This window comes from Arthrobacter sp. FW306-05-C, assembly GCF_021801725.1.
Taxonomy (GTDB): domain Bacteria; phylum Actinomycetota; class Actinomycetes; order Actinomycetales; family Micrococcaceae; genus Arthrobacter.
The window spans coordinates 3,671,460-3,685,330 of record NZ_CP084556.1 but is presented as its reverse complement, the minus strand read 5'-3'; the positions used below and the strand labels follow the sequence as shown (position 1 = coordinate 3,685,330).

12 protein-coding genes and 1 tRNA gene are annotated in these 13,871 nt (G+C 63.3%); 8 read left to right on the top strand and 5 right to left on the bottom strand.

Going from position 1 to position 13,871, the window contains the following annotated elements:
• Positions 1-77: 77 nt before the first annotated feature.
• Positions 78-296, top strand: a complete 219-nt coding sequence (locus LFT44_RS17100) for a hypothetical protein (RefSeq protein WP_236799605.1) — start codon at positions 78-80, stop codon at positions 294-296.
• Between the two features lie 167 nt (positions 297-463).
• Here LFT44_RS17100 and LFT44_RS17095 read toward each other — a convergent pair.
• From LFT44_RS17095 to LFT44_RS17075, 5 genes are all read right to left on the bottom strand, one after another.
• Positions 464-540, bottom strand: a tRNA-Pro gene (locus tag LFT44_RS17095).
• Between the two features lie 70 nt (positions 541-610).
• Positions 611-2,437 (bottom strand): ABC transporter ATP-binding protein, encoded by a 1,827-nt coding sequence (locus LFT44_RS17090; protein WP_236799604.1) that lies wholly within the window; start codon positions 2,435-2,437, stop codon positions 611-613.
• Complete coding sequence (locus LFT44_RS17085; protein ID WP_236799603.1) at positions 2,434-4,242, bottom strand: ABC transporter ATP-binding protein; 1,809 nt, start codon at positions 4,240-4,242, stop codon at positions 2,434-2,436. The genes LFT44_RS17090 and LFT44_RS17085 overlap by 4 nt, the downstream gene beginning before the upstream one ends.
• A gap of 192 nt (positions 4,243-4,434) precedes the next feature.
• Entirely contained in the window at positions 4,435-5,379 is a 945-nt protein-coding gene (locus LFT44_RS17080) for a metallophosphoesterase (protein ID WP_236799602.1), read from the bottom strand.
• A gap of 6 nt (positions 5,380-5,385) precedes the next feature.
• Positions 5,386-7,704 (bottom strand): transglycosylase domain-containing protein, encoded by a 2,319-nt coding sequence (locus tag LFT44_RS17075; RefSeq protein ID WP_236799601.1) that lies wholly within the window; start codon positions 7,702-7,704, stop codon positions 5,386-5,388.
• Positions 7,705-7,741: 37 nt separating this feature from the next.
• On the opposite strand from LFT44_RS17075, the gene LFT44_RS17070 reads away from it, so the two are divergent.
• The 7 genes from LFT44_RS17070 (at position 7,742) to LFT44_RS17040 (ending at position 13,842) form a co-directional block, all read left to right on the top strand.
• Positions 7,742-7,897, top strand: coding sequence for a DUF4177 domain-containing protein (locus LFT44_RS17070; RefSeq protein ID WP_009359196.1), 156 nt, complete (start codon positions 7,742-7,744; stop codon positions 7,895-7,897).
• Between the two features lies 1 nt (position 7,898).
• Positions 7,899-8,432 carry a RidA family protein gene (locus tag LFT44_RS17065; RefSeq protein WP_236799600.1) on the top strand — a complete coding sequence of 178 codons (534 nt, stop codon included), beginning with the start codon at positions 7,899-7,901 and terminating at the stop codon, positions 8,430-8,432.
• A gap of 15 nt (positions 8,433-8,447) precedes the next feature.
• Positions 8,448-9,359, top strand: coding sequence for an NUDIX hydrolase (locus tag LFT44_RS17060; protein ID WP_236799599.1), 912 nt, complete (start codon positions 8,448-8,450; stop codon positions 9,357-9,359).
• A 59-nt stretch (positions 9,360-9,418) separates the two neighbouring features.
• Positions 9,419-10,420 (top strand): LacI family DNA-binding transcriptional regulator, encoded by a 1,002-nt coding sequence (locus LFT44_RS17055; protein WP_236799598.1) that lies wholly within the window; start codon positions 9,419-9,421, stop codon positions 10,418-10,420.
• Between the two features lie 219 nt (positions 10,421-10,639).
• Complete coding sequence (locus LFT44_RS17050; protein ID WP_236799597.1) at positions 10,640-11,974, top strand: extracellular solute-binding protein; 1,335 nt, start codon at positions 10,640-10,642, stop codon at positions 11,972-11,974.
• A 27-nt stretch (positions 11,975-12,001) separates the two neighbouring features.
• On the top strand, positions 12,002-12,943 hold the full coding sequence (locus LFT44_RS17045; RefSeq protein WP_236799596.1) for a carbohydrate ABC transporter permease: 942 nt from the start codon (positions 12,002-12,004) through the stop codon (positions 12,941-12,943).
• Between the two features lie 2 nt (positions 12,944-12,945).
• Positions 12,946-13,842 (top strand): carbohydrate ABC transporter permease, encoded by an 897-nt coding sequence (locus tag LFT44_RS17040; protein ID WP_236799595.1) that lies wholly within the window; start codon positions 12,946-12,948, stop codon positions 13,840-13,842.
• Positions 13,843-13,871: the final 29 nt, after the last annotated feature.

The following is a 13,871-nucleotide window of genomic DNA, read 5'->3' as shown; positions in this document are numbered from 1 at the left end:
GGAAAATATTTTACAATGTGTGTCAACAAGGACAGTGCTGGCTTTGTAACGAATCCGACTCGTATTGAGGAACTTATATGTTGAAGAAGATCGCAACCGCGGCCGCCTTGGCTGGGGCCCTGGCTTTTTCTGCGGCGGCTCCGGCCGTCCTGGCTTCAGGTTCCGTCGCCGACACTTCGGGTGTGTCGGTAGCTGTTGGTAACTGGCCTGATCCCGCCTCCGCGAAGGTGAAGAAGGACAAGAAGACCGATACTACCTTCACCACGTACGTAGGAAACTGGCCTGACCCCGCATAAATAGCTTCCTCACCATAGGAGGCGAAGGCAGCCCCGGAGCAACTGCTCCGGGGCTGTTCCTTTTAAGGCCACCATGCGTAAGGCCGGAAGCCGGCTGGTCGCGATGCTTTCGCAACCCCTTTGAGATGCAAAAAGAGGGCCTCCGCAAGGAGACCCTCTTTTCATTATGGTCGGGATGACAGGATTTGAACCTGCGACCTCTTCGTCCCGAACGAAGCGCGCTACCAAGCTGCGCTACATCCCGATCCGCTGCAAAAGCAACTTTACAAGGATAGCCGATCCAGGGCCCCGATGCGAAATCCTGAACGGGATGGCTAGACCAGTGAATCCTTCCAGGCCCCGTGCAGGTCGGCGAAGCGTCCGCCGCCACCAATCAGTTCCTCAGGCGTCCCGTCTTCCACGATCCGGCCGTCATGCACCACCAGGACGCGGTCAGCGGTCTCCACCGTGGACAGGCGGTGGGCGATGATCAGTGCCGTCCTCCGTGCTGCCTCCGTGCCGGCCAGGAGCCGGGCCAGCCCAGCCTGCACCAGTCGTTCGGACGGGATGTCCAGCGAGGAAGTGGCCTCGTCCAGGATCAGCACCGCCGGCCGTGCCAGGAAAGCCCGCGCAAAGCTGATGAGTTGCCGTTGCCCGGAGGAGACCCTGCCGCCGCGCTTGTTGACGTCCGTGTCGTAGCCTTCGGGAAGTTCAAGGATGAACTCGTGTGCCCCAACCGCCTTGGCGGCTTCCTCGATTTCCTCCCGTGAGGCTTCCGGCCGGCCCAGGGCGATGTTGTCCGCCACCGAGCCGCTGAACAGGAAGGCTTCCTGGGTGACCATGACGATGTTCCGCCGGAGGTCGGAAGTGGCCAGGTCGCGAAGGTCTACGCCGTCCAGGGTGAGCGTGCCGGAGGTAACGTCGTAGAACCGGGCAATGAGTTTGGCCAGGGTCGATTTGCCGGCCCCCGTCTGGCCCACCAGCGCTACGGTCTGCCCGGCCGGGATGTGCAGGTCGAGGCGGGGGACCACCACAGGCCCGTCGCCGTAGCGGAATTCGACGTCGTTGAAGTCGATGCGACCCGTGGCGCTGCGCAGGGCAACCGGGTTCTTCGGTGGCCGGACTGTGGGCACCTCTTCCAGCAGCCCGGAGACCTTTTCAAGGGCTGCCTGCGCGCTCTGGAACGAGTTGTAGAACATGGCCATCTGGTCCACCGGCTGGAAGAACCGCTTGGTGGAGAGGATTAGGGCCAGGAGCACGCCAACGGCCAGGTCGCCGCCCAGCACCCGGAAGCCGCCGAAGAGGAGGACAACTGCCACGCAGACGTTGCCGATCAGCACCAGTCCCGGCTGGAAGATGCCGTTGAGGTTGATGGAGCGGACGGTGACCAGCCGGTAGTCCTCGGCAAGCTTGCCGTAGCGCTCGGAGTTTTCCTTTTCCTTGCGGAAAGCTTTGACGGCGCGGATTCCGGTCATGGTCTCCACGAAATGCACAATGAGCCGGGCGGAAACCACACGGGACTCACGGAAGGCGATCTGTGAGTGCTTCTGGTACCAGCGGGACAGGAAAAACATCGGAACACCGGCGGCCAGCACCAGCAAACCGCTCCGCCAGTCGAGGGCAAAAATGGTGATTGCGGTAAACGCCATGAACAGCATTCCCGAGGCCAGGGAGCTGACGCCGGAATCCAGCAGTTCCCGCAGCGCCTCCAGGTCCGAGGTCTGCCGGGCGATAATCCTGCCGGAGGTGTACTTCTCGTGGAACTCCAGGCTGAGGCGTTGGGTATGCCGGAAGACACGCACCCGCAGGTCCAGCAGCATGGCCTGGCTGAGCCGCGCCGTGGAGGTGACGTAAAGGGACGTGAGTCCCGCCGTCGCAATGGCTGCCAGCAGGTAGGCGACGCCGGTGAATACCAGCGGAAGGTTGTCGCCGGCCCGGAGCGCGGGAAGCGCGCGGTCGATGCCGAAGGCGATCAGTGCCGGGCCTGCGACGCGCGCGGCCTGCGAAAGGACCACCATGGCGATGGTCAGCCAGAACCGTACCCGTACCGGACGGATCAGCGACCCCAGCAAGGCGAGTGACCGCCGTCGTACTGCCCTGCTGTCGCTCTTGCTGAGGTGGGCATTGTCTTCATTGGCGGTGCCGAACGTTGCGGGGCTCATCGGGTCACTTCCTCGGCCTGGTCCTCAAGCGCCGACAGTTCGGAGTCCAGGTCGCGCGGTTCGCGGTCCAGGCTGGCGATGACGTAGCGGTAGTGCTGGTTGTGGGCCAGGAGTTCGGTGTGTGTCCCGACAGCGGTGATGCGGCCATCCTCGAGCAGCGCCACCCGATCCGCCAGAGCCACGGTGGAGGGGCGGTGGGCCACGATCAGGGTGGTGGTGTCCTTCAGCACTTCCCTGAGGCGGGCTTCCACCAACTCCTCGGTGTGCACGTCCAGGGCGGACAGGGGATCGTCCAGGACCAGCACGCGCGGGCGGGCGGCGATGGCGCGTGCCAGCGCGATCCGCTGCCGCTGCCCGCCGGACAGGCTTAGGCCTTCCTCACCGATCAGCGTGTCCACCCCTTCCGGCAGAGAGTAGGCGAAGTGTGCCTGGGCCACATCCAGTGCTTCGTCGAGGACCTCCTCCGTCCGGACCGGGGCGCCCAGGAGGACGTTGTCCCGTACGGAATTGGAGAAGAGCGTGGTGTCCTCGAACGCCACGCCAACAACCCTGCGAAGCTCCTCAACCTCGAAGTCCCGGATGTCCACGCCGTCGATGGTGATGGCCCCTGTGGTGACGTCGTAGAGACGCGGCACCAGCTGGATCAGCGCGCTCTTGCCGCTGCCGGTGATGCCCACCAGGGCCATGGTTTCGCCGGGACGGATGTCCAGGTTGATGTCCTTGAGGATGGGCTTGTCCGGCGCGTCCTCGAAGGCGAAGGTTGCGTTCGCGAAGCGGAGTGCCCCAGCGAGTTCCTTGGGGCGCCGTGGCTGAGTTGGGCTGGTGATGGTGTTTAGCGTGTCCATCACCTCGTAATGGCGGTCGACGGCGGTCTTGGCCGTGAGTGCCATGGCCAACAGCATCCCGGAGAATTCCACGGGGGAGGCAATAACTGCCGCGGTGGCGAAAAACGCCACCAGGGCGCCGATGCTCAGTTGACCGCTGGCGCACAGCATGACGCCCACCACCAGCCCGGCTCCCAGCGCCAGCTCGGGAAGCAGGGTGACCACCATTGTGAACGTTGCCTGGTGGCGCGCCTTCTCAATCTCGGTCTGGCGCAGTTCCTCGGCCTGCTCGTTGAAGTTTTCCAGGGCTTCCCGGCTGCGTCCAAAGGCCTTGAGCACGCGGATGCCGTGGACGGATTCCTCCACGGTGGTGGCGAGGTCGCCGGCTTGGTCCTGGCTGCGGCGGGCAACCTTGCTGAACCGGGTGCGGAACCGGAAGCTGTTGATGGTGATGGGAACGGCGGCGGCAAGGAAGATCAGGGCCAGCTGCCAGCTCATGGCGAACATGGCAACGATGCCGATGATCACGGTGAGGGTGGTGACCACCAGCATGATGGCGCCGAAGGCCATCCAGCGGCGCAGGAAGTTCAAGTCCGTCATGGCCCGGGACAGCAGCTGGCCGGAGCCCCAGCGGTCATGGAAGGAAACGGTGAGGTCCTGCAGGTGGTCGTAGAGGGACACACGCATCCGGGTTTCCACCGTGGTGGCAGGGTTGATGACGAATTGCCGGCGCAACGCCACCAGGCCAGCTTCGGCGATACCCAGGACCAGGATGACGCCCGCTGACGTCCAGACTGCCTCCGGGGTACCTCCGGGCTGCAGGGCGGTGTTGACCAGGACCCGCAGCACCTGGGGGATGGTCAGCGCAACGATGCTGGCCAGGAGTGCACAGAGCAGCCCCAGCAGGAGCCTGGGGATGATGGGCCGGACGTGGGGGTAAAGACGGCTGATGGATCGGAAAAAGGGAGTCTGCTTGACCATGCCCGCTTCTCAAGCTATAAAACGAATGTAGTTTCCTCTAGCAACAACCCTATGCCATGGCGTGAGCTGCTTCACAGCGATTGTGCGGGCCACTGGCTGCTTCCCCAGTTATAGCACTCCGTAATGCCGGATGCCCTATCAGTTATGGTCCCCATAACCCGCTTTGGGGACCATAACTGATGGAGCAATGGGTTAGTTCGGTGAGGTGAGGGTCAACAGGACGGCTTCGGGCTTGCAGGCGATCCTTACCGGGGCGAAGCGCGAGGTGCCGATGCCGCCGGAGACGTTGACCGGCGTCGTGCTTCCGTTGCTTGACCAGTCGTTGAGGCCTTTGGCGCGCCAGGTGGGAAGGTCGCAGTTGGAGATGATGGCGCCGTACCCGGGGATGCACAGCTGGCCGCCGTGAGTGTGGCCCGCCAGCAGGAGGTCGGCGCCGCTTTCGGTGAAGTGGTCCAGTACCCGCTGATAGGGCGCGTGGATAACAGCCACCTTGACGTGGTCTTTTGCGTTCTGGCTCACTGTTCCGCGGGGCCAGCCTGCATACCGCTCCCGCTTCAGGTGCGGATCGTCGACCCCGGAGAAGTCGAAGCGCATGCCGTTCAGAACCAGGGACTGGTTGCGGTTGGTCAGGTCAACCCAGCCGCTCATGCCGAAGCCTGAGCGCAGGCGCGGCCAGTCAAGGGCTACCGGCTTGGGCTTCACCTTGGACGGTCCCAGTAAGTAGGCCGCTGGGTTTTTGGGGCTGGGGGCGAAGTAGTCGTTGGAGCCGGGGACAAAGACACCGGGGAACTGCAGCAGCGGCTTCAGTGCCTCCAGCAGCGGGTCCACCGCCTTGACGTGGCTGAGGTTGTCGCCGGTGTTGACCACCAGGTCCGGCCGGAGGTCCGCCAGGGACCCGAGCCACTCGGCCTTCTTCCGCTGCCCGGGGACGAAATGGATATCGCTGAGGTGTAGGATGCGGAATGGTTCGCGCCCGGGCGGGAGGATGGCAAGATTCTCCTCGCGCAGGACGAACTGGTTCTTCTCCCACAGGCCGTACCCGAACGTAGCAACGCCGGCCGCGGCCCCGGCGCCGGCAGTGACGGCAAAGCCGCGCCCGATCGAACGGGCGCGGCTTGCCAGGCTATCGATGCTCATATGCGCTTAGCCGTTTCCTCTGCCGTTGTTGCCGTTTCCGTTGCTGGTCGGGGCCGGGGCGGGTGCCTGCGTGGCAGGAGCCCGGGTTGCCTGGGGGGCAGGAACGGGAGCCTGGGTGACCTGGGGCGTGGTCCTGCCAGGCGAGGTAGTGGTTACGCCATTGATCATGTTGCTCGGCGGGGCAGGGAACGGGTTGGTCCCATAGGCCGGAGCAATCTTGGCCATGTAGCTGGAGAACATGGGACCGGCGATCATGTAGCCGTCAATGCCTTCATAGAACTTTCCGTTGACGGTGATGTTCTGCCCTGCGCGGTCCTGCGCCCCCAGCGGGTCGCCGAACCAAGCGGCGGTGGCCAGGCCGGTGGTGTGGCCAACAACCCAGGTGGAGCCGTTGTTGTTGGAGGTACCGGTCTTGGCGCCGATGGGGAAGCTGGTGGTCGTGGAAATCCGCGGCCGGATCAGCGATCCTGAACCCCTGTTCAGGACTTCCTGGAGGGCATAGTTCACGCCGCGGGCAACTTCAGGCTTGATGGCATCGCGGCAGCTGCTGGACTGGGCCGGCAGCTGCTTGCCCGTGGCATCGACAACAGAGGTGATGGCGATGGGCTCGCAGTATTTGCCGTCATTCGCAAACGTGGCGAAAGCACTGGCCATGGTCAGCGGCGAGGTCTGCGTGGAACCCAGCAGGTTACCCAAGGTTGACATGTCGATTTTCGGGTGCGGATCATCTGCGGAGGGCAGGCCACCGTGCAAACCTGTCGCATCCACGATTTTCTGGATTCCGCAGAGATCCAACTGGGCGGCTGACGCGAACGTCACGGTGTTGATCGAGTTGTAGAGGCCTTCCAAAACCGTCAGCGGCTTGTACCACTTGGTCTCAGCGTTCTGCAGGTCGTCCGCCGCATCCAGGCCCTGGTTCTTTTGCGCCGTGCTGTACGCGCCCTGCACCTTGCCGCAGGTGTTGCGCCAGGGGAAACCGATGGGGTAGACCCGCTGGGCGGCGTTAACCACCGTGTTCATGGTCTTGCCTTCGTTGAGCCACTCGGCAAAAGTAAAGGGTTTCATGGTGGACCCAGGCTGTGCGCCACCCATGCCGTTGAGGTCGTTCCCGTCCTTATCCAGCTTGTCCACGTTGAAGTTCAACTGGGAATCGAAGCCCTGGCCGGGCAGGAACGTGGTGTTCTGGGCCATTGAGATGATCTTGCCGGTGCCCGGCTGCACCGACACCATCGAGGCGCCCCACTTGTCCGGGTTTGCGCCCGCAGCAGCGTTGACCTGTTCCTGGGCGGTGGCCTGCGCGTTGGGGTCCAGTGTGGTGGTGATGGTCAGGCCGCCGCCGTAAATCAGCCGCTGGCGGTCCTTTATGTCCGCACCATAGGCCGGGTTGTTTTCCAGCAGGTGCAGGATGTAGTCGCAGAAGTAGGGGGCGGAGGCCGCGTACGCACAGCCCTGCTTGGGCTGGGTTACCTCGGGCGCCACCGGGGTGGCCACGGCGGCGTCGTGTTCGGCCTGGGTGATCTTGCCCTGGTTCAACATCAGCCCGAGCACCAGGTCGCGGCGCTGCTTGGACTTCTCCGGATTGGTGATGGGGTCAAACGCGGACGGGCTGTTGACCAGGCCGGCCAGGAGGGCTGCCTGCGGCAGGGTCAGGTCCTTGGCGGTGGTGCTGAAGAAGTAGCGGGAGGCGGCTTCGATGCCGTACGCGTCCCGGTTGAAGAAGACGATGTTCAGGTAGCCCTCAAGGATCTGGTCCTTGGTGAACTCCTTCTCCAGGGCGATGGAGAGCTTCATCTCGCGGAGCTTGTCGCCCACGCCCTTGTTAACACCGTTGAGCTTGATCTGGTCTTCCTCGCCGGCGGCGGCAAGGTTCGCGTTGAGCACGTTGTTGACGTACTGCTGCGTGATGGTGGACGCGCCCTGCTTGTTGCCGCGGGCGGTAGCGACCAATGCTCGCAGGATGCCGGTGGTGTCCACGCCGCCGTGCTCGTAGAACCGGCTGTCCTCCACGGCGATGATGGCGTTCTTCATGTTCGGTGAAATCTGGTCCAGCGGAACCTTGGTGCGGTTCTCGGTGTAGACGCTGGCGATCTCGCTGCCATCCGCGGCCAGGATCCGGGTGGTCTGGCTGGGCGGATCGACCTTCAGCTCGGCCGGAAGGGAGTCGAAGAAGTCGATGGAACCGCTTGCGGCGCTGCCGGAGACGGCAGCGGCAGGGACCAGCAGGCCCGCCACGAGGACACCGCAGATTGCGCTCACGCCAAGGAAGAGAAGAATCTTACCCAGTGTGGTGGCAGTGTCGAATAAGGGGTTGTTGCGAGTCGCCATGTTTTCCACTTTACCGGCAAGGACTACGCTTTCTTTCATGACCAAATGGGAGTACGCGACGATTCCGCTCATTATTCACGCCACAAAACAGATCCTGGACCAGTGGGGAGAGGACGGCTGGGAGCTCGTCCAGGTAGTCCCGGGACCTGACGGCAACGGCCTTGTCGCCTACCTCAAGAGGGAGAAGCAGTAGCATGAGCACCCCCGCAGAAGCCCAGTCCAGCGCGGCTACGGCGCCCGCATCCGCCGTCGAGCAGCGCCTCGCGGAACTTGGCATTACCCTCCCTGAGGTGGCCGCTCCCGTGGCTTCCTACGTCCCCGCCGTGGTGTCCGGCAGCCACGTCTACACCTCGGGCCAGCTGCCGTTCATCAACGGCAAACTCGAAGCCACGGGCAAGGTGTCCGCCGGCACCGAAGGGTTTGCCGACGAGCCCACTGTCTCTCCCGAGGATGCCCAGAAGTACGCAGCCATTTGCGCTGTCAACGCCCTTGCCGCCGTCAAGAGCGTCATCGGGGACCTGGACCGGATCACCCGAATCGTCAAGGTTGTGGGATTCGTCTCCTCAGACCCCTCGTTCACCGGCCAGCCAGCCGTCGTCAACGGGGCGTCGGAACTGCTGGGCCGCGTCCTTGGTGACGCCGGGCAGCATGCTCGTTCCGCCGTCGGCGTTGCCGTTCTTCCGCTCGACTCTCCCGTAGAGGTCGAGCTGATCGCCGAATTCAGCTAAGACCGGACACTTCCCTTGCCTCACCTCGCACGACGCCTTTTTGCACTGCCCCAGGATCTTGAAGGGGCAGCGCAAAGCTGGCTCGAACACGGCGAGCGCACCCCCCGTGCGGCGCGCTTCGCCTCATCCGTCGTCCTTCTCCGGGACTCACCTACCGGCCTGGAGACCTGGCTGGGCTACCGGCCGGGCTCCTCGCCGCTGGGGGTCCTCGCCTTTCCCGGAGGTTCCCTGGACCCGGCCGACGACGACCCGATGGGTTGGCTAGGCCCCTCACCGCAGCACTGGGCTGAGCAAATGGGAACGGACGACGTCGGGCTGGCGCGCCGCCACGTGGTGGGCGCCATCCGCGAACTCTTCGAAGAAACAGGCGTGCTGTTGGCCGGTCCGGATATGTCGAACACCGTCGAGGGCACATCAACGTCGGAGTGGATGCGCGCCCGGATGGCCGTGGCGGACCAGGAAAAGACGCTTTCCCAGGTGCTGGGCAAGCGCGGCCTGTCCCTGCGCACCGACCTGCTCAAATCCCTGGTCAACTGGCGCAGCCCGGACTTTGCGCACCGCAGGTTCGATACCCGCTACTTCGCGGCCACCCTGCCGCTTGGCCAGGAACCGTCGCTGCTGGAAGGCAAGGGCGTGTGGGGCCGGTGGGTCAACGCCGCGGAGGTGGTCCAGGAACGGGATACCACTGCCCTGGGCGATGAAGTGGGGCAGGAGAACACCGTGGGCCGTGCCTTGGGTGAACTGCTGGTCCCTGGCTCAGAGATCATGCTCGAAAAAATGGCATCAGCAAACGGCTGCATTGCCTACCTGAGCTACAAGCGCAAGCCGCACGTCTATCAGCCCAGCCTGGTGGAAGAGGACGGCAAGCTTATGCTGGAAGTCGAGGCCGCCAAAACCGTGGCGGGGGACCACCAGCGCGAACGCTGACGTCCGGGGAGCCGGGTAAAATCTCCAGCAAAGCCACACCGGAAGCAAGGGGGGCGCCTTTGCGCGCAACGGTCAAGGACGTAGCGCGCCTCGCAGGGGTTTCGCCCAAGACAGTCTCCAATGTCATGAACGGAATTGTCCCGGTCAGCGGTCCCACCCGCATCAAGGTGGAGCAAGCCATGGCGGAGCTGGACTATGTCCCCAACCTCTCCGCCCGGGGACTGCGCAATGGCAGGTCCGGCGTCATCGCCCTGGCGTTGCCGGACCTCGGCACTCCGTACTCCGCCGAAGTCGCCCACAGCGTGGTGGAAGTTGCCCATGAGCAGGGGTGGAGCGTACAGATCGAAGAGACAGGGTCCGACCCCACCCGCGAATACGAACTCATGTCGCGGGCTCGGTCCAATCTGATCGACGGGCTCATCCTCAACCCGGTGGTGCTGGACCAGAGTGCTGTCAAAGTCGGCGTTGCCCTCCCTCCGGTAGTCCTGCTCGGGGAAGTGTCCCAGAAGCTGGCCGACCGCGTCTGGGTGGACAGCGTGGCCGCGGCCCGTGACATGACACTGGCGCTTGGCAGGACGGGAAGGCGCCGTATTGCCGTCCTTGGCGCCCCCGGTGGCCGGGGCTCTGCGGCCGCTGCCCTGCGCACCCGTGGCTACCAGGACGCACTTGCTGAACTCGGCATTGCCCGGGATGACTCACTGGTCATTCCGTGTGAAAAGTGGAGCCCCGATGCGGCCGCCCGTGCGCTGTCCGCTTACCTGGATTCAAATCCCGTTCCCGATGCTCTTTTCTGTTTCACCGATTCCATGGCCATTGGCGCGCTCAGTGTGTTCTGGAAGCGCGGCCTGAAGGTCCCAGATGACGTTGCCGTGGCCGGTTTCGATGACATCGCCGACGCGAAGTATGCGGTACCGGCGCTGACAACTGTTTCCTTCGACAAGCGCCAGCTGGCCCGTGAGGCCCTTCGCCTCCTCACCGAGCGCATGGGCAACCGTGAAGGCCCGCAGCGGGTGGTCGCCATCGACTACGAGATCGTGGAACGGGAAAGCACGGCCCGCTAGCCTTCGGTCGACGGACGGGCCACCAGACCCGGACTAATCGAGACCGCGCCGTTACTTTGCGAACGCTAACAAATTTTCATTGCGGCTCCCATTACATCGATGTAACGTGTTGCCTGCGTCACACCCCGGAACCAACAGGGCTGCAACGAAGGGATCCTGCCGGGCAAGGGGGTTGAGGCACGAAATGACTTTCAGCGGACCCATCCAAAGGAGTGACGGGTGAAGCAGTTTGACTTTTTCGCAGGCAAGGAGCTGTCCAGGCGGCATCTGCTGTCTGGTACGGCAGCAATAGGAAGCCTGCTAGCCGCGGCGACCCTTTCCGGGTGCGGTGGGAACGCCTCCGCCGCGGCTCCCAGGGACATCCAGTTCTGGCATCTCCTGTCAGGCGGCGACGGCATAAAGATGCAAGCCTTGATCAGCAAAGCCAATGAGGGCAACCCCGGGTTCAAGGTGCACCCGACCGTCCTGGCATGGGGCCCGCCCTACTACACCAAGCTGGCCATGGCATCGGCCGGCGGCCGGCCGCCGCAACTCGCCATCATGCACGCCAGCAGGGTCCCAGGCTATGCGCCCGGTGGACTGATCGATCCATGGGACCTGGACCTGCTGTCGGAGAACGGCGTCACGGCAGACAGTTTTGCGCCCAGGATCTGGGACAAAAGCCAGCAAAACGGCAAAGTGTTCTCCATCGCCCTGGATTCACACCCGTTCATCATGTTCTACAACACGGACGTGGCACGCAAAGCCGGTGTCCTGGCCGGCAACGGACAGCTGCAGGAGGTGAAGTCCCCGCAGGAGTTCATCACCATGGCCAAGGAAATGCAGAAGGTTACCCAAGCCCACGGGTTGTCCTTTGGCTACCTGGGCAGTGGATCGCAGATGTGGCGGCTTTTCTACACGCTCTACAAACAGCACGGCGCGGACATGGAACTGACACCGGGCCAGCCGATGAAGGTTGATCGGGACGCAGCCATAGAGTCGTTGGAATTCATGGCATCGCTTTTTGATGACACCATCGCGGCCAAAAGCGGCGATATCAGTACCGGCATCGCGGAATTCGCCCGTGGCGGCTCAGGGATGCTGTTCAGCGGTGTCTGGGAGCTGCCGACGATGAAGAAGGCAGGCCTCCCCGTGGACGCCGCAACTATCCCAACCCTCTACGGCACGGCGGCTGCATACGCCGACTCACACTCTTTCGTCCTGCCACGGCAGCTGAACGTGGATGACGCCAAGCGGCGCGACGTGTATAAGTTCGTCAGCGACATCCTCAAGGGATCACTTTCCTGGGCAGAAGCAGGACACATTCCCGCTTATCAGCCCGTGGTCCAGTCACAGGCCTACAAGGACCTCAAGCCGCAGGCGCATTACGCGAATGCCGCGGACGTCATTGCGTACGATCCCCAGTCCTGGTTCAGCGGCTCGGGCTCCGACTGGCAGACCTACTTTGCGGAAAACGTACAGAACGTCCTCCTTGGGCGTGACAAGGCAACTGATGGATGGGCCGCCTTCGAGAAGCGCACCAACACCCTTCTTTCCCGGCCCAACCCGGTCTAACCGTACTGAGCGACAAAGGAGTCCTTCATGAGTTCTTCATTAACAGCCCGGCGGAGTCCGGGGAGCCGGGTTTCTTCACCAGCAGCCCGGGGGAGCCGCGACAGCGTCACCAGGAACAACCTCAGCGGTTGGGGGTTCGCCGCGCCGTTCCTGGCATTCTTCCTCGTTTTCCTTGTGTGGCCCATTGTCTACGGCATCTACATGAGCCTCACCGGCAAGTCCCTTACCGGAGCCAATGACAGCCTGATTGGCTTCGCGAACTACGCCGAGGCCTTCGTTGACGCGGACATGTGGCGCTCGCTCGGAAATACCCTCTACTTCACGGTCATCAGCACGGTCCCCCTCGTGCTGGTCGCCTTGGTGATGGCGGCACTGCTAAACGTCGGATTGCCGGCGCAGTGGCTGTGGCGCCTCTCGTACTTTGCCCCGTACCTGCTGGCGTCCACCGTCGTGTCCCTGTTCTTCACGTGGATGTACAACCCGCAGCTTGGCCTGATCAACGATGCTCTGTCCAAGATCGGCATCCCAAAGATCGCCTGGCTCAACGACCCCAACGTGGCCATGTGGGCGATCGTCATTGCCACCCTCTGGTGGACGGTGGGTTTCAACTTCCTGTTGTACCTGGCTGCGATGCAGAACATCCCCGCCCAGCATTACGAGGCGGCGTCATTGGATGGTGCCGGGGCCTGGCGCCAGCTCTTCTCCATCACCCTGCCGCAACTGGTCCCCACCACCGTGATGATCGTGCTCCTTCAGGTCCTTGCCTCGCTCAAGATCTTCGATCAGGTGTACCAGATGACCGCCGGTGGACCGGGAGGATCGACCCGTCCCGTGGTGCAGTACATCTTCGAAACCGGGTTCACCGGCTACCGGCTGGGCTATTCCGCAGCCATCTCCTACATCTTCTTCGGACTGATCGTGCTCGTCTCGGCCATTCAGTTCGTCATCACCCGCCGCAGGAGCGCATAACCATGGCAACCCAGACCCTCAACCGTGCCACATTGGGCACAAGCACCAGCCCAGCCGTCCGCCAGCCACACAGGAAGATGTCGGCCGGCAAGGTCGCTGCCGTAATTGTCGCCGCCGTTATCGCAGTCCTGTGGCTGGTCCCCTTCGCCTGGGCGACCGTTACGGCGTTCAAGAGCGAGACGGATGCCGCCTCGCCGAAAATCAACTGGATCCCGCCGTCTGGCTTTACCGCCGACGCGTTCGTGAAGGTGTTCCAGGACGGCAACATCCCACTCTGGACCTGGAATTCGCTTTACACTTCGGCGGCCATCACGGCCGTCACGCTGGTGATCTCGTCGCTCGTGGCGTACGCCTTGTCCCGGATCGACTTCAAGGGAAGGAAGGTGCTGATGACCGTGATCATCGCCTCCATCATCGTCCCTCCGCCGGTCCTAATCATTCCGCTGTTTTACCAGATGCTCGCCCTCCACATGATCGATACGTCCTGGGCCATCATCCTGCCGCAGGTCATCCACCCCGCCATGGTGTTCGTGCTCAAGAAGTTCTTCGACCAGATTCCCCGCGAACTTGAAGAAGCCGCAGTGATGGACGGCGCCAGCCGGATGAGGATCTTCACCCAGATAATCCTGCCGCTGTCCCGGCCCATCCTGGCCGCCGTCGCCATCTTCGTGTTCATCGGCGCCTGGAACAACTTCCTGTGGCCGTTCATCGCCACCAACGACCCGTCCCTCCTCACCCTCCCGGTGGGCCTGCAGACCATCAAGAGCGCCTATGGCATCCAGTACGCGCAGAACATGGCGTCCGCGTTGCTCGCGGCCCTGCCCCTGATCCTGGTCTTCCTGTTCTTCCAGCGCCAGATCATCAAGGGCGTTGCGACGACGGGCCTCGCCGGCACCTGATGCCCACCGTCACTTTTCACCCCGTACCT